13 protein-coding genes are annotated in these 16,808 nt (G+C 65.6%); 8 read left to right on the top strand and 5 right to left on the bottom strand.

Annotated features, from left to right (window positions below; translation table 11 throughout):
* Positions 1–100: 100 nt before the first annotated feature.
* From lptF to LQG66_RS02830, 8 genes are all read left to right on the top strand, one after another.
* Positions 101–1,270: an LPS export ABC transporter permease LptF gene (gene lptF, locus LQG66_RS02865; RefSeq protein ID WP_231323203.1), complete on the top strand. Its 1,170-nt coding sequence runs from the start codon at positions 101–103 to the stop codon at positions 1,268–1,270.
* Positions 1,267–2,364: an LPS export ABC transporter permease LptG gene (gene lptG, locus LQG66_RS02860; protein ID WP_231323200.1), complete on the top strand. Its 1,098-nt coding sequence runs from the start codon at positions 1,267–1,269 to the stop codon at positions 2,362–2,364. The genes lptF and lptG overlap by 4 nt, the downstream gene beginning before the upstream one ends.
* Positions 2,364–4,904 (top strand): LPS-assembly protein LptD, encoded by a 2,541-nt coding sequence (locus LQG66_RS02855; protein WP_231323198.1) that lies wholly within the window; start codon positions 2,364–2,366, stop codon positions 4,902–4,904. Before lptG ends, LQG66_RS02855 begins: the two co-directional genes overlap by 1 nt.
* A 103-nt stretch (positions 4,905–5,007) precedes the next feature.
* A complete protein-coding gene (locus LQG66_RS02850) occupies positions 5,008–5,946 on the top strand; it encodes a SurA N-terminal domain-containing protein (RefSeq protein ID WP_231323196.1) in 939 nt (312 codons plus the stop codon).
* Positions 5,946–6,947, top strand: a complete 1,002-nt coding sequence (gene pdxA, locus LQG66_RS02845) for a 4-hydroxythreonine-4-phosphate dehydrogenase PdxA (RefSeq protein WP_231323193.1) — start codon at positions 5,946–5,948, stop codon at positions 6,945–6,947. The genes LQG66_RS02850 and pdxA overlap by 1 nt, the downstream gene beginning before the upstream one ends.
* On the top strand, positions 6,944–7,804 hold the full coding sequence (gene rsmA / locus LQG66_RS02840; RefSeq protein WP_231323189.1) for a 16S rRNA (adenine(1518)-N(6)/adenine(1519)-N(6))-dimethyltransferase RsmA: 861 nt from the start codon (positions 6,944–6,946) through the stop codon (positions 7,802–7,804). The genes pdxA and rsmA overlap by 4 nt, the downstream gene beginning before the upstream one ends.
* A gap of 27 nt (positions 7,805–7,831) precedes the next feature.
* Positions 7,832–8,890, top strand: coding sequence for an alcohol dehydrogenase (locus LQG66_RS02835; protein ID WP_231323187.1), 1,059 nt, complete (start codon positions 7,832–7,834; stop codon positions 8,888–8,890).
* A 353-nt stretch (positions 8,891–9,243) separates the two neighbouring features.
* On the top strand, positions 9,244–11,583 hold the full coding sequence (locus LQG66_RS02830) for a hypothetical protein (protein ID WP_231323185.1): 2,340 nt from the start codon (positions 9,244–9,246) through the stop codon (positions 11,581–11,583).
* A gap of 41 nt (positions 11,584–11,624) precedes the next feature.
* Here LQG66_RS02830 and gmk read toward each other — a convergent pair whose 3' ends face one another.
* The 5 genes from gmk to LQG66_RS02805 all read right to left on the bottom strand — a co-directional run bounded on the left by gmk (position 11,625) and on the right by LQG66_RS02805 (position 16,577).
* Positions 11,625–12,284, bottom strand: coding sequence for a guanylate kinase (gene gmk, locus LQG66_RS02825; RefSeq protein ID WP_231323183.1), 660 nt, complete (start codon positions 12,282–12,284; stop codon positions 11,625–11,627).
* Between the two features lie 3 nt (positions 12,285–12,287).
* Entirely contained in the window at positions 12,288–13,175 is an 888-nt protein-coding gene (locus LQG66_RS02820) for a YicC/YloC family endoribonuclease (RefSeq protein ID WP_231323181.1), read from the bottom strand.
* A gap of 124 nt (positions 13,176–13,299) precedes the next feature.
* On the bottom strand, positions 13,300–14,580 hold the full coding sequence (gene mltG / locus LQG66_RS02815) for an endolytic transglycosylase MltG (protein ID WP_231327670.1): 1,281 nt from the start codon (positions 14,578–14,580) through the stop codon (positions 13,300–13,302).
* A gap of 270 nt (positions 14,581–14,850) precedes the next feature.
* Complete coding sequence (gene fabF, locus LQG66_RS02810) at positions 14,851–16,116, bottom strand: beta-ketoacyl-ACP synthase II (protein ID WP_231323179.1); 1,266 nt, start codon at positions 16,114–16,116, stop codon at positions 14,851–14,853.
* A gap of 221 nt (positions 16,117–16,337) precedes the next feature.
* Positions 16,338–16,577, bottom strand: a complete 240-nt coding sequence (locus LQG66_RS02805) for an acyl carrier protein (protein ID WP_006610957.1) — start codon at positions 16,575–16,577, stop codon at positions 16,338–16,340.
* Between the last annotated feature and the right edge of the window lie 231 nt (positions 16,578–16,808).

Genomic DNA, 16,808 nt, shown 5'->3' with positions numbered 1-16,808 from the left:
GCCTTCGGAACGTGACGGCGACAGCAGCCTCGGGGCCCCGTTTTACGGGTTGGCTGCAGCGCCCGTTCCGATAATGCTGACCGGGGATCGAGCGCGTACGATGGGGTCCATCGACAGGTACATCTTTCGCACGACGCTGGCGTCGTTTGCGTTGGTCCTGATCAGCCTCACCGGCGTGATCTGGATTACGCAGGCGCTGCGCGGCATCGACCTGATGACCAGTCAGGGACAGACCATCCTGACATTCCTGGGCATCACCGGCCTCGTGATCCCCTCTCTGCTCGGCGTCATCGCGCCGATCGCGCTGATGATCGCGGTCTCGCACACGCTGAACAAGCTCGCGACCGACTCGGAGATCATCGTGATGAACGCCGCCGGGATGTCGCCGTTCCGGCTGTTCATCCCGTTCGCCTATGCGACCTGCGTGGTCGCAATATTGGTGACCTTGATCGCATCCTATTTCGCGCCCGACGGCCTGCGCCGGATCAAGCAATGGGACGCCGAGATCACCGCCGACGTGCTCGCCAACATCCTGCAGCCCGGACGCTTCGCCCAGCTCGACCAGAATCTGACGATCCGGATCCGCGAGCGCCAGCCCGGCGGTGAACTGTCCGGCATCCTCATCGACGACCGCCGCGACCCCAAGGAGCGAATCACGATCGTGGCCGATAGGGGCACGGTGGTGAAGAATGTCGACGGTTCGTTCCTGGTGCTCGAGGACGGCAATCTCGAACGGTTCGAGCTCGGCAAGCGCGAGCCGGCCATGGTCGCCTTCGCCCGCTACGCCTTCGACATGTCGAAGTTTTCGAATCAGGGCCGCGATGTCGCGCTGGGCATCCGCGAGCGCTATCTGTGGGAGTTGATGGCGCCGGCCGAGGACGATCCGATCTACAAGCAGATCCCCGGACAGTTCCGGCAGGAATTGCACGACCGCTTCCTCGCCCCGATCTATCCGTTCGCCTTCGCAGCCCTGACCTTCGCGTTTCTGGGCGCGCCGCGCACGACGCGGCAGAGCCGTAATTTCTCGTTCGGCAGCGCAATCCTCGCCGTGTTCGGCGTACGCATGGCGGGCTTTGCCTGCTCCGTCATGACGGTGAAATCGCCGTTGGCGGCACTGGTCCAGTACCTCATGCTGTTCGGCGTTCTCGGCGCGAGCATCTGGATCATCATCGGCGGCGTGGTGGTCGAGCCGCCTGCGCGGCTGATGGAGGCCATCAACCGCTCCAATGCGCGGATTGCGCGGCTGTTCAGAAGGCCGGCCACCGCATGAGCATGGTCACCAACACGCTCGGGCGCTACTTCGCCGGCCGCTTCCTGGTCTCGGCGGTCGGCGTGTTCGCGAGCATCTTCATCCTGCTCGTGCTGGTCGATTACATCGAGATGGTGCGCAAGACCTCGGGCCTTGCCTCCGCCTCGGCGCTGATGGTGGCGGAAACCTCGCTGTTCCGCGTGCCGCAGCTGCTCGAGAAGATGATGCCGTTCTGCGTGCTGATCGGCGCCATGACCTGCTATCTCGCGCTGTCGCGCCGCCTCGAGCTCGTGGTGGCGCGCGCAGCCGGCGTCTCGGCCTGGCAGTTCATTGCGCCTGCGCTCGCCAGTGCGATCGTGCTCGGCCTGATGGCGACGACGCTCTACAACCCGATGTCGGCCAATCTCCGCGAGCTGTCCAAGCGCATGGAGGCCGAGTTGTTCGGCTCTGCTCCGGGCGGCGGCGTGCAGGATGCCTCAGGCTTCTGGCTCAACCAGATCAACCCGGACGGCTCCGTCATCATCAACGCCGCACGCAGCGAGCAGCAGGGCGTTCGGCTGACCGGACTGACCCTGTTCCGTTTTGATACGAAGAATCATTTCAAGGACCGAATCGAGGCTCGCGAGGCGACACTCGAGGACGGGCAATGGGTGTTCAGATCGGTGCGCCGATTCTCGCTCGATGCTCCGCCAGTGGACGAACCGACATTCATTCTGCCCACGACTCTGACGCCGGCGCAGGTCCGAAACAGCTTCTCCACCCCCGAAACTGTGTCGTTTTGGCAACTGCCGACCTACATCCGTTCGTCGGAGAGCTCAGGCTTCGCGACCGCCGGGTACCGACTGCAGTATCATAAGCTGATCGCACAGCCGTTTTTGCTGGCTGCGATGGTCATGCTGGCTGCGTCCGTGTCCCTCAGGTTCTTCCGTATGGGTGGCGTTCAAAAAATGGTTTTGAGTGGCGTGGGCGCCGGCTTTCTGCTCTACGTTCTGTCGAAAGTAACGGAAGATTTGAGCAAGGCTGCGTTGATGGATCCGATCGCTGCGGCGTGGCTGCCTGTCCTCGTGGGCGGCCTCACCGGTTTTATGGCCTTGCTCTACCAGGAGGACGGCTAGTGTCGTTCGTCGCCGTCCGTCAGACAGCGCTCGCCGCGCTCCGGCAGCATGCCGTTGCGCGCCGCGTTCGCGCGCGCGCGTCTGGCGTCCAGTCTGTCGTGCTCAAGTCTGTCGTGCCAAATTCTGCCGTTCTCGGATCCGTATTTGCCCTGGTGCTCGGCCTCGTGCTTGGCGCTGCGATCGACGTCGTCGCGGTCGCACCTGCGGCCGCGCAGAGCTTCACCTACAATCCCCGTCCGCCGAAGCCGCCGCCGCCGCGCGTCGCCAACGACAACCAGATGCTGGTGCAGGCGACGGAGGTCGACTACGACTACAACAACTCGCGCGTGTCGGCGGTCGGCAACGTCCAGCTGTTCTACAACGGCACCTCGGTCGAGGCCGACCGGGTGATCTACGACCAGAAGACCAAGCGCCTGCATGCGGAAGGCAACATCCGCATGACCGACGCCGAGGGTAAGATCACCTACGCCAACAGCCTCGATTTGTCGGACGATTATCGCGACGGCTTCGTCGATTCGCTGCGCGTCGAGACCGAGGACCAGACGCGGATGGCGGCGACCCGCGCCGACCGCTCGAAGGGCAATTACACCGTCTTCGAGAACGGCGTGTACACCGCCTGCGCCCCCTGCAAGGACGATCCGAAGAAGCCGCCGCTGTGGCAGGTCAAGGGTGCGCGCATCATCCACGACCAGAACGAGAAGATGCTGTATTTCGAGAACGCCCAGCTCGAATTCTTCGGCGTTCCGATGGCGTACATCCCCTACTTCTCGACGCCCGATCCGACCGTGAAGCGCAAGAGCGGCTTCCTGATGCCGGGCATCACGCAGACGGGCACCTATGGCTTCGGCGTCGACATCCCATACTACTGGGCGATCGCGCCGGATTACGACGCGACCTTCACGCCGCGCATCACCTCCAAGCAGGGCGTGCTGCTGCAGGCCGAGTTCCGCCAGCGCCTGAGCAATGGCGCCTATCAGGTGCGCCTCTACGGCATCGACCAGCTCGATCCCAACGCGTTCGCCGGCCAACCCGGAAACCGCCAATTCCGCGGTGGTGTCGATACCAAGGGCCAGTTCGCCCTCAACGACAAATGGGTGTTCGGCTGGGACGGCATCCTGCTGTCCGACTACATGTTCCTGTCGGATTATCGGCTTGCGCAGTACCGCGACCCGTTCAACTCGTTTATGAGCCTGCCGACCGAGGCGATCTCGCAGCTGTACCTGACCGGGGTCGGCAGCCGCAGCTTCTTCGACGTTCGCGCAATCCACTATCTGAGCTTCTCCGGCAACCAGCAGACGGTTCCGGTGGTCTATCCCGTGCTCGATTATTCGAACGTGCTGAACTATCCGGTGTTCGGCGGCGAGTTCAGCTACAAGACCAACTTCGTGAACCTGAGCCGCGAACAGGCGGTGTTCGACCCGATCACGGCCCAGGCCAACACCGCCGGCCTGTGCACGACCACGTCGGCCGACCCGCGGGCGCGCCTGCCGACGCAGTGTCTGCTGCGGGCCACGCCCGGCACCTATACGCGCCTCACCGCGCAGGCGGAGTGGCGGCGGTCCTTTACTGATCCGTTGGGCCAGATCTGGACGCCGTTCGCGATCCTGCGTGCGGACGCGATCAACGCCAACGTTTCGAACCAGCCCGGTGTGGCAAACTTCCTGCCGACGGGTGACACCCAGGCGTTGCGGCTGATGCCGACGGTCGGCCTGGAATACCGCTATCCGTTCATCAACGTCCAGCCGTGGGGCACCACGACGATCGAGCCGATTGCGCAGATCATCATCCGGCCGAACGAGACCTATGCCGGCCGGCTGCCGAACGAGGACGCGCAGAGCATGGTGTTCGACGCCAGCAACCTGTTCAGCGTCGACAAGTTCTCCGGCTACGACCGCGTCGAAGGCGGCGGCCGCGCCAATGTCGGCGTCCAGGCGACCACGCAGTTCGATCGTGGCGGCACCATCAACGTGCTGTTCGGCCAGTCCTACCAGCTGTTCGGCATGAACTCGTTCGCCGTGCAGGACGCCAACAACACCGGCATCGGGTCCGGCCTGGACAAGACCGTGTCGGATTACGTGGCGCGGGTGGATTATTCACCGAACCGGACCTACACGTTCAGCATGCGCAGCCGGTTCGACCAGCAGACGCTGAACGTTCAGCGCTTCGAGGCGGAAGCCAGGGCGAATTTCGATCGCTGGTCGGTGGCGCTGACCTACGGCAACTATGCCGCAGATCCGGCGCTCGGCTATCTCGATCGGCGTGAGGGCATCCTGGGCAGCGGCTCGGTCAAGGTCGCGCCGAACTGGATCGTGTCGGGCGCCGCGCGTTGGGACCTGGCGGCCAACAAGATCAACCAGTATGTGATCGGCGCGGGCTATGTCGACGATTGTTTCGTGCTGGCCGCGAACTATGTAACGTCCTATAATTACACGGCAGGCACCACCCCGCCCGTTCTGAGCCACGCCTATATGCTCCAGATCGGACTCCGGACACTTGCCAATTCCTCGTCGACGGGAAGTGCGGCCGGGGGCATTCAGTAGCGCGCGCCGGTCTCCGACTGGTGCTCCCCGGGTTCGAATGGACCTCGTCAGGAGCCGTGGCGCCGCTTCCAGTTGGATTCATTGCGAACAGCGAAGCTTGGTCATGACGATCGCGTCCCTTCCTCGCCTTCGGGCCCTGGCCATCTGCACCGTCGCGGTGCTGGCCTGGGGCGCCGGAATGATATCGGCTCAGGCCCAGAGCATCGTCGTCATGGTGAATGGCGATCCCATCACCGATTTCGACGTCGAGCAGCGCATGAAGCTCGACTTCCTGAGCACGCGCAAGCAATCGACCCGCCAGGAGGTCATCAACGAGCTGATCGACGACAGGGTGAAGATCAAGGAAGGCAAGAAGTTCGGCGTCGAGCCGAGCGCCGCCGATATCGACCAGTCCTTTGCCGGCATGGGCTCACGCATGCGCCTCAATACCGAGCAGTTGACGAAATCGCTCGAGAGCCAGGGCGTGCGGCCGGAGACCCTCAAGGCCCGCATCAAGGCGGAGATCGTCTGGACCAGCCTGGTGCGCGGCCGCTACAAGGAGAAGCTCATCGTCGGCGAGAAGGATGTGGCGGCCGCAGTCGCTGCGGCCGGCGGCGATGCCGATCAGCAGGGCCAGGCCTTCGAGTACAAGATGCAACCGGTGGTCCTGATCGTGCCGAAAGGATCGCCGCAATCGACCTACGAAGCCCGCCACAAAGATGCAGAATCGCTGCGTGGCCGTGTCCAGAGCTGCCAGGACGCCAACTCCTCTTTCCGCTCGATGCAGAACGCCGCGATCAAGGAGATCGTGATCAAGACCTCCGCCGATATCCCGCCGAATTTGCGCAAGGTGCTGGACGAGACGCCGATCGGCCACCTGACGCCGCCCGAGGTCACCAAGCAGGGCGTCGAAATGGTCGCGCTCTGTGCACGGAGCCCGACCACGGTCGAAACGCCGAAGAAGCGCCAGATCCGCGAGGAAATGTACACGAAGAAATACGAGGCGACCTCGAAGGCGTATCTGCAGGAAGTCCGCAAGGCGGCGATGATCGAATATCGCTGATGACGAAGCCCCTCGCGCTGAGCCTGGGCGAGCCCGCAGGCATCGGACCCGACATCACCCTGCAGGCTTGGCTGCGCCGCACCGAGCTTGGACTCCCTGCCTTCTACGTGCTCGGCGATGCGACCTTCATGGCGCAGCGGGCCAAGCATCTCGATCTCCATGTTCCCGTGGCTGAGGTCCGTCCCGAGCAGGCGGCCGAGGCTTTTGCGACGGCACTGCCCGTGGTCTCCACCGGGCATGCGGTCACCGCCCTGCCCGGGCGTCCCGACAGGACCAGCGCAGACGCCGCGATCGGCTCGATCCGTCAGGCCGTGGCCGACGTCAGGGCTGGACGTGCCGCCGCCGTCGTGACCAACCCGATCGCGAAGGCCGTGCTCTACCGTGCCGGCTTCTCGCACCCCGGCCACACCGAATTTCTTGCCGAGCTCGCCGCCGACGGCGGAGCCGTCCCGCAACCGGTCATGATGCTGTGGTCGCCTGGTCTCGCGGTGGTACCGGTGACGATCCACGTGTCGCTGCGCGAAGCGATCGAGCAGCTCACCAGCCCGCTCATCACGTCGACGACCCGCATCATGGCCGCAAGTCTGCGGCGCTATTTCGGCGTGCAGCGGCCGCGCATCGCGATGTCGGGCCTCAATCCGCATGCCGGCGAAGACGGCACGCTGGGCAACGAGGAAGAGACGATCATCGCACCGGCGCTCGCGACCTTGCGCAATGCCGGCCTCGACGTGCGGGGGCCGCTGCCAGCCGACACGATGTTCCATGAAGCGGCGCGCAGGTCCTATGACTGCGCCGTCTGCATGTACCACGACCAGGCGCTGATCCCGATCAAGACTCTGGCGTTCGACGAGGGCGTCAACGTCACCCTGGGCCTGCCCTTCATCCGCACCTCGCCCGACCACGGCACGGCATTCGGCATCGCCGGCAAGGGCACGGCCAATCCGGCGAGCCTGATCGCCGCCCTGCAACTGGCCGCACGCATGGCCTCAACGTCGACATGAGCGCGATCGACGACCTGCCGCCGCTGCGCGAGGTCATCCGCGACCATCAGCTGTCGGCGCGCAAGGCGCTGGGCCAGAACTTCCTACTCGATCTCAATCTCACGACGCGGATCGCGCGGGCCGCCGGCCCGCTCGAAGATGCCACCGTCGTGGAGATCGGCCCCGGCCCGGGAGGTCTGACGCGGGCCCTGCTTGCGCTCGGCGCACGTCACGTGATCGCGGTCGAGCACGACGCGCGCGCGCTCCCCGCGCTGCAGATGATCGCCGACCGCTATCCCGGACGGCTCGAGATCATCTGCACCGATGCGCGCACCTTCGACCCGCTGCCGTATCTCGGTGCGACGAAGGCGAAGATCGTCGCCAACCTGCCCTACAACATCGCGACGCACCTGCTGATCGGCTGGCTCTCCACCGAGCCGTGGCCGCCCTGGTACGACATGATGGTGCTGATGTTCCAGCGCGAGGTCGCCGAGCGCATCGTCGCGCGCGAGAACGAGGAGGCCTATGGAAGGCTCGGCGTGCTCGCGAATTGGCGCTGCGAGACGAAAATCCTGTTCGACATCTCGCCGTCCGCGTTCGTGCCGCAGCCGAAGGTCACGTCGTCCGTCGTGCGCCTGGCGCCGCGGCCTGCGCCCGAGCCATGCGACCGCCGCGCACTCGAACAGGTCGCCGCGGCCGCCTTCGGACAGCGGCGCAAGATGCTGCGGCAGAGCCTCAAATCGCTGCCCGCCGATCCGGCCAGGCTGGCGGCCGCGGCCGGCGTCGATCCGACGCGCCGCGCCGAAACCATTCCGGTGTCCGGCTTTGTTGCCATGGCCCGTGAATTGACCAATAGTCGCGGCGAAGCCAGATCCTAATCAACAAGCATTTCAGGGAGATGTTTCATGGCGTTGATGCGCCGTCAGTCGCTGGTCAAGTTCGACGCGCCGCTTTGTGAAACCATCGTCGAGACGCCGAAACCTGTGGGGGCCGAGGTTCTCGTTCGCATCGAGCGCTGCGGCCTGTGCCATTCCGATCTGCACATCCAGGACGGCTATGCCGATCTCGGCGGCGGCAAGCGCCTCGACACGACCCGCGGCATGACGCTGCCATTCACGTTGGGACATGAAATCGCCGGCGTCGTCGACGACGTCGGGCCCGACGTGCCGAGGGAGCTGATCGGAGCGCGGCGCGCGGTGTTTCCATGGATCGGCTGCGGCCAATGCCGCGACTGCGCCAATGGCGACGAGAACCTGTGCGCGAAGCAGCGCTTCCTCGGCGTCGCGATCGACGGCGGCTTCGCCACCCACGTTCTCGTGCCCGATGCGAAGTACCTGCTCGAATACGACCCGCTTCCGGTCAGTCAGGCAGCGACCCTGATGTGCTCGGGCGTGACCGCCTATGGTGCGCTCAAGCGTCTCGTTGATCGCCCGCGGCAGCGCAACCTGCTGCTGATCGGACTCGGCGGGGTCGGCATGATGGGTCTGTCGTTCGCACAGGCGATGTTCAAGCAGCCGATCTCGGTGGCGGATCTCTCAGCCGCGGCCCGCGACACCGCACTGCAGAATGGCGCGGCCACAGCCTATGATCCCGCCGAGCCGGACGTGATCAAGCGCATCCTGAAGGAGACCGAGGGTGGCTTCGACGAGGTCGTCGACTTCGCCGGCAACGAGAAATCGATGGCGTTTGCGGTCTCGGTCGTCGCGCGCGGCGGCAAGATCGTCGTCTCCGGATTGATGGGGGGCCAGTTCACGCTGCCGATGGTTCAATGGGTGTACAAGCGCATGACCATCGAAGGGTTCATGGTCGGCACGCTGGCCGAAGGCCACGAACTGATGCGGCTTGCCCGCGCCGGCAAGATCAAGCCGCCGCCGATGCGCGAAGAGCCGATGGGCGACGTCCAGAAGTGGATCGATGCGCTGCGCGCCGGACACGTGGTTGGACGGGTGGTTTTGAAGAACTGATTAGTTGGCCGCTTCATGCGAGATCGCAGGCGGCGACGGTGCGTGCAGCATTGCAGCCCTGCCCGCCGCGGCCGAAGCGGCGAACGGCCGCAGATCACTTGTCCACAAACGCACCGGTTGTCGACACCAGGTCGCAGATCGCCGAGGGTGAAAAAGCGCGGAGATTTTCATCGATGTGACCGTTTTGCCGCGACATCGCGGCCGAAATCGCGACGCGATGCAGGTCCGGTTGTGGGGAAAATGCCGCACTCGGAGACGAAAGGAGCGGGCCAGAATTAATCCGGAATTGCGGCTCATTGCCACCCAACTTGTTTCCGAGAACGCGCCGTTGCGTAGCGTATCCGGAGTAGTCAATGGCAAGCCGAACGGCGGGAGTTGCATTCGCCATTGCAGCCGGTATCGCTGGGACGGTCGTGATCGAGCTGCCACGCGCCGCCCTGGCCGCGGAGGAATGCCTCACCGAACCGACCGGTGACAAGTCGGACGCGCAGCATTGGTACTATCGCTTCGATCGCGGCACCAACCGGCGCTGCTGGTATCTGAAGGATGGCGCCGGAAATTCGCGCGACACGGCGGCACCCGCCCGCTCCGCGCAACAGCCGACTCCATGGGACTTTGCTCAGCCCACACCGCCCAAGCTGACTGCCCGACGGTCCGACGGTCCGGCCCCGCGCGCCAGCGCCGATGCCCTCGCAGAGCTGCCCCAACCTCGCCTGCGGACCGACGTCGACGCGCGAGGCACGCCGAGGCCGCAAAATCTCGCCATCACGCCAACGACGTTGACGGCGTCGGACGCCAGCCTCCCGCGCAGCCTCGATGCCTCGCCCTGGCCGTCGGCGCCGCCGCAACAAGCGGAGACCACGACGAGCGACACGACGCCGGCGCCGATGGCGGACGACGGCAATGCCGAACCGGACGCCAACGCGGCTAACGCCGCCGACGGGCAGACTGGGGTCGCGTCGAAGGCGGCCAAGCCTGAAGCGCCCATCCACATGCTGATGCTCGTCGTCATCGGCGCGCTGGCGATTTCGGGCCTGCTGGCCAGCGCTCTCTATAGGCTCAGCCGGATGGGACGCGGGCGACGGCGCAACGGCAGCTGGCACACGGCCGCCGCAAGGACGCGCCACGCGCGCATGAAGCCGCGGGTCAAGGCAAAGACGCCACCGTCCGGGCGCTCCGGTCGCGGCGGCCAGCCCACAGCGCCGTCCCGCGCGGGCGGCGATCGCGCGTCTCAGGCGCCTTCGGCGCTCGACCTCGCGAGTGCACGTCTGCCCCCTTCAAGACCGGCGCCGGTCGAGTCCCGTCCGTTCCGCGCAGCGGCGCCCGCTGTCCATCAGGATCAACCGCACGTCGCAGCGCGCCGACGTGACCCGGATGACGTCCCGGACATGCCGAGGCCACAGCCGACCGATGCGGTGTGGCAGGCCGTCGATCAGCTCGCAGACCGCGCGGCGGCGCGACGCGCCCCGCCGGCGGCCGCGGAGCCGACGGCACCGGTCCAGGCGCAAATGCCCTCGGCGCAGCAGACGTTCTCCGCCCCGATGGTCGCTGCGCCAGCTGCGGCGGCGCAAATCCCTGCTGCAGGCCAGCTTGCCACCGCCCAGATTGCTGCGGCTCAAGCCGCAGCAGCCAAGATCGCGGCGGCCAAAGCCAACGCAGCCGCCGCCAGCGTTGCCGTCGCACAGGGCGCCCGCCCTCACGCCGCGACGATCGCCCCGACCGAGCCCTGGCCTTCCGCGGAGAGGGTGGCGCCGCCTCCACCGCCTCTGCAGGATCCCCCGGCCGTCACACCGCCCGCGCCGGTCGACGTCAGCGAAATCGTATCGGCCCTGCGCAAGGCGCGCGTGGCCGATGCGTCGTCTCCGTCGGGCGGGGCCGCTCAGGGTGGCGGGTCGATCGACGCCGCCAAGGTCATTGCCGCGCTGCTGGTGTCCCGCGCAGCCAAGCGGCGCCCCGGGCAGCCGGCTTCGGCCGGACAGGGCGACGCTCCGGCCGCTGCCATCACCGCCGAATCGGTTTCGCCGCAGGCCGCGCAGCCGGTTGCGCCGCAGCCGATGCAGGCGGCGCAGAACCTCATCGATCACCTGCGGAACGCGCAGGCTGCCGCGCCGGTCGCGTCCGACCACCCAGCCGCGACGCGCGCGCAGGCTGCGCCCGCTGCCGATCCCGCCGCCGCGCTGATCGAGACGCTTCGCGCCCATGCGGCACGACAGCCGGCCTATGAACAGGGCAGTGCGATCGCCGCGGCCGAACCAGCAACCAGGCCGGAAGAGTATGCTGCCGCCGATGACAGGGAGCTCGACGATCCCGCTGCGGCGCTGATCAATCTGCTGCAATCGCGCTTTGCGTTGCCCGAAGACGAGCTCGAGGAGGATCCGTCCCACGAGGGCAGTGACGCGTTCGAACCGGAAGCGCCGGAGGCCGGCGTGTTCATGCATGACGATCCAGCCGCGCGACTCATCAGTCTTCTGGAGTCGCGGTCATCGCTTCCGGCCGAGCCGCCGATCGTACAAGCCCCCCAGCAGCAGCAGCGGCCGCTGTTCGTCCCGGCCCCCTTCGAAGACCCGGCCTCCCCGCCGCTCGACTTCATCCCGCGGCCGCCGGCCCTGCGGCCACGCCCACGAAACATTCAGCACGATGAATCGCTCGATGGGATCCAGGACATTCTGGCGCGCCTCGGCCGGCGCGCGTAAGTCGCGGAGCTGGATCGCGGCGGGGATCCGCTCTCGAGGGATCAGCTCTCGAGCTGGCGTTGCAGCTCGCGCACGAAAGTCGTCAGTCCGGTCCGCCGCTCGCGCTTCAGGCGCTCGGCCTTGAGAATCGACTGCACTTCGGCAAACGCATCGTCGACGTTGCGGTTGATGACGATGTAGTCGTACTCCGCCCAATGGCTCATCTCGTGGCTGGCGCGGCTCATGCGCCCGCGGATGACCTCATCGGAGTCCTGCGCGCGCGTGTGCAGACGCTTCTCCAGATCAGCGGCCGAGGGCGGCAGGATGAACACGCTGACCACGTCCTGCCGCGCCTTCTCGCGTAATTGCTGCGTGCCCTGCCAGTCGATGTCGAACAGCACGTCCTGCCCCGCCGTGAGAGCCGCTTCGACGGGCGCGCGCGGCGTGCCGTAGCGATTGTCGAACACGGTGGCCCATTCGAGCAGCTCGTTGCGCTTGGCCATCTCCTCGAACCGCGCGCGATCGACGAAGTGATAGTCGCGCCCGTCGACCTCACCGGGCCGCATCGGGCGCGTCGTCGCCGACACCGACATCCGCAATCCGGGCATGCGCTCGATCAGGAGGCGAGACAGCGTCGTCTTGCCCGCCCCCGAAGGCGATGACAGCACGAACATCAGGCCGCGCCGTTCGACCCCATCGAAGCTCCCGTCGTGAGCCATCATGGATCACTCCAGATTCTGAACCTGTTCGCGGAACTGCTCGACCACGGTCTTCATCTCCAGCCCCGTATTGGTCAGCTCGATATCGTTCGACTTCGAGCAGCAGGTGTTGACCTCGCGGTGGAATTCCTGCGCGAGAAAATCGAGCCGGCGGCCGACCGGCCCGCCCTTGCCGAGCATCTCGCGCGCCTGCGCGATGTGCGAGGCGATGCGATCGAGCTCCTCGCGGACATCCGCCTTGGCGGCGATCAACAGCGCCTCCTGCGCGAGGCGATCGGGATCGAAACGGTCGGACGTCTCCAGCAATGCCGCGACCTGCTCGGCGAGCCGCGCCTTGATGGCTTCCGGCTTGCGCCCGGGAGAGGCTTCGGCTTTGCCCGCCAGGGCCTCGATCTCACTGACGCGCTGGTTCAAGATCTGGCCGAGCGTTTCGCCTTCGCGCCGGCGCATCTCGACCAGATGTTTCAGCGCGGTCTCGAAGGAGCCGATGGCGGCCTCTTTGGCGGCCTTGTCTTCGGTCTCGTCGCTCTCCTGCTCGACGACCTCGATCACGCCCTTGATGGAGAGCAGGCCGTCGATGCTCGGCGCGACCGCGTCGATCCTGCCGGCCAGCGAGCTTGCCACCTTCACGATCGCCGCCAGCACATCCTCGTTGATGCGCACGGTGGAGCCGGTCTCGGCGCGCTTGACGGTCAGGTTGGCATAGACCGTCCCGCGCGACAGCACTTCCGACGCCCGCTTCTTGGCGAAGGCCTCGACCTCGTCCCAGCCCTGCGGCAGGCGCACCCGGACGTCCAGTCCCTTGGCGTTGACAGATTTCAACTCCCACTCGAACGAGTAGGGACCGCTTGCCCCGTGACTTCGGGCAAAGCCGGTCATGCTCGACAGCGCCATTTCGTCAATGTCTCCGGCACATCAGGAACGGGCGACAGACTCAGCCCAGCCAAAAGTGCGCGAACCTTACGGCCTTTTGGGCAAATGTTAAGCCCGGTTCTGTGCGGCCGGCAGGCGTGGAAAATTATTGCTGAACGACGGGCGGGCTCGGCTGCGCGGCCCCCTGCCGGCCACCATTGCCCGGCGCAGCGCCGCCCGATGCACGATTGGCCGGCGGCTTCTTGGCCCCTGCAGGGGTCCTGGGGGTCGCGGTCGCTGCCCCCGGATCCACTGCTCCGCCCGCCACGGCAGGCGGAGCCTCTTCGGGCTCGATGGTGTCGTTCTGGGTCTGCCGTTCCATCGCCCGCAGCTTCGCGACGTTCTTCTGGTGCAGGTCGTAGGTCTCGGTGAAGGCGTGCCCGCCGGTGCCGTCGGCGACGAAATAGAGATCGCGTGTCCGCGCGGGAGTTGCAGTCGCTTCCAGCGACGCCCGACCAGGATTGGAGATCGGACCGGGCGGCAGTCCCTCGATCACATAGGTGTTGTACGGCGAGGGCTGGGTGATCTCGCTGCGCTTGATCGGGCGCCCCAGCGTTCCCTTGCCGCCGACCAGGCCATAGATGATCGTCGGGTCCGACTGCAGCTTGATCTTCTGCTTCAGCCTGTTCACGAACACCGAGGCCACGCGGCTGCGTTCGTCCGGCTTGCCCGTTTCCTTCTCCACGATCGAGGCCAGCGTCACCAGTTGTTCAGGCGTCTTGACCGGCACGTCGGGGCTGCGCCGCTCCCAGATCTCAGCCAGCACGCGCTTCTGCGCCTGCTGCATGCGCTGAATGACCTGGTCGCGGCTGGTGCCGCGCGGGAACTTGTAGGTTTCCGGCAACAGCGTTCCCTCGCGCGGAATCTCGCGAACGCTGCCGGTGAAGATCTCGTTCTCCGACAGGCGGGCCACGATCTGCTCCGAGGTCAGCCCCTCGGGGATCGTCACCGCGTGCTGCACGACCTTGCCCTCGACGATCACGCCGATGACGTCGCGCAGGGACGCATTCTTCTGGAATGAATATTCGCCGGGCTTCAAGTCGGAACTGGCCTTCAGCGCATACACACCGCCGATGAAGATCCAGGGATTGACGTCGATCACGCCTTCGCGCGCCAGCACGTCGGCGATGTCGCGCTTGCCCGCACGCTGCGGGATGTTGACGATCTTGTCCTCCTGCAGCGGTCCAGCCGCTTCGAGCATCTGCCGGCCATAGTAATAGGCCGCGCCGGCGCCGAGCATCGCGAGCAGCAGCAATGTGATGATCGCGTTGCCGACGACCACGAACGGATTGCGGGCGCGCTCGGAGCGACGCGGCGGCGGAGGCACGCGTTCAGGCTCGAGCGCTGCGCGCGGACTACGGGGCGAGATGGGCGGCCGTTCACTCATCGATGCAACCTTCAGTCCTGTCGCTCTCGTCATGGCCGTGCGCTCCCCACGCAAGCGACCTGAAGTCCACGCCCATCCTAACGATTTATCATCGAATACGGCGAAAAGGTGTTTCGCCGGGTCTCGCCGCAATGACGTGTGCGCTCCCGCCCGGGCAAGTGCAAGCCGCCCCGGGCAGGACACGCGAACTCTTGGGTTCTAGTGTGGCTGCGGTCGGAAATCCGCGTGACGAAACGGCAATTGGCCGCAGCGGTATTCCGTCCTTCCTCACTAGTTGACCACGCGCCGCAGGATCACTGACGCGTTGGTGCCTCCGAAACCGAACGAGTTCGACAACGCCACGTTGATCTCGCGCTTGCGAGGCTTGTGCGGAACGAGGTCGAGCGCGGTTTCCACCGACGGATTCTCCAGATTGATCGTCGGCGGCGCGATGTTATCGCGAATCGCGAGAATGCAGAAGATCGCTTCGACCGCCCCTGCCGCCCCCAGCAGATGGCCGATCGACGATTTGGTCGATGACATCAAGACCTTCGATGCCGCATTGCCGAGCAGACGTTCGACGGCGCCGAGCTCGATCTCGTCGCCGACCTGCGTGGAAGTGCCGTGAGCGTTGATGTAGTCGATGTCGACAGCGCTGATTCCGGCCCGCTTCATCGCCGCACTCATGCTGCGGAATCCGCCGTCACCATCCGGCGACGGTGACGTGATGTGGTATGCATCGCCGGAGAGGCCGTAACCGGTGACCTCGGCGTAGATGCGGGCCCCGCGGGCCTTGGCATGCTCATACTCCTCGAGCACGACGACGCCGGCGCCCTCGCCCATGACGAATCCGTCGCGATCCTTGTCGTAGGGACGCGAGGCCCGCTCGGGAGTCTCGTTGAACCCAGTCGACAGCGCACGCGCCGCACAGAACCCGGCCATGCCGATCCGGCAGATCGGCGATTCCGTTCCGCCCGCCACCATGACGTCGGCATCGCCAAGCGCAATCAGTCGACTCGCATCGCCGATCGCATGCGCGCCCGTCGAACAGGCTGTGACGACGGAATGATTGGGGCCCTTCAGTCCGTGCTCGATCGAGACATAGCCCGACGCGAGATTGATCAGCCGTCCGGGAATGAAGAAGGGCGACACCTTCCGCGGACCGCGCTCCTTCAAGAGGATCGCGGTGTCGGCAATGCCCGACAGGCCGCCGATACCGGAACCGATCAGCGTGCCGGTGGCGCAGCGATCCTCTTCGGTCGCAGGATGCCAATTGGCATCGTCGAGCGCCTGGCGTGCCGCGGCCATGGCGAAGATGATGAAGTCGTCGACCTTGCGCTGGTCCTTCGGCTCCATCCACTGATCGGCATTGAACGTGCCGTCGGTACCGTCGCCGCGAGGCACCTGACAGGCCACCTTGGCAGGCAGATCAGAGACGTCGAAGGTCGCGATCACGCGAGCGCCGCTCTTGCCTTGAAGGATGCGCTGCCAGGTCGTTTCAACCCCACAGCCAAGCGGCGAAACCATGCCAAGGCCAGTGACGACAACCCGCCTCATGTTCGTTTCTCCGGACCCGACCTTGAGCACAATGGAGTCAGCTGGCGACAGTCGCTGCGCCTCGGGTCATTTCGAGCGACAATTTCTCGGCACATGACGGCGCTTCCGAATCATGCGCCGCTGGCCGACAGGAGCGGCCAAGGACGACGCCGCCAACAACAAGAAACCGGTCGGCCGCACGTGACGGACCGGCCGGTTTCGGGGCAACTCATGCCTGAGCGTCAGCTCTTGGCGTTCTTCTCTAGAAACTTGGTGGCGTCGCCCACGGTCAGAATCGTCTCCGCGGCGTCGTCCGGAATCTCGCAGCCGAACTCTTCCTCGAAGGCCATCACGAGCTCGACCGTGTCGAGGCTGTCAGCGCCGAGGTCGTCAATGAAGCTTGCGTTGTCGACCACTTTCTCGGGCTCAACACCAAGGTGTTCGACCACGATCTTCTTAACCCGCTCGCCAATCTCACTCATCGTTCAACCTCGTGCTTGTTCCTTTAAGACCCGACCCCCGGATGATCCGCGTCACCCCGGCCGTTAAACTTCCTTCGCGATCGCGCAAAACCAGATGTGCCCCGCAGCGCCCCTTTACCGAAATTGGCGGACGGTGTGGTCCGAAAACTTCGGAAACGGGGCCACTCACAAAACTCCAATCCACAGACTCCATCAGTCCAGTACGCCTCCAATCCAGAGCTCTCGAACAGG

The organism is Bradyrhizobium ontarionense (genome assembly GCF_021088345.1).
In the GTDB taxonomy this organism is placed as follows: Bacteria; Pseudomonadota; Alphaproteobacteria; order Rhizobiales; family Xanthobacteraceae; genus Bradyrhizobium; species Bradyrhizobium ontarionense.
The sequence above is the reverse complement of the archived record's forward strand: the minus strand, read 5'-3'. Positions and strand labels throughout refer to the sequence as shown.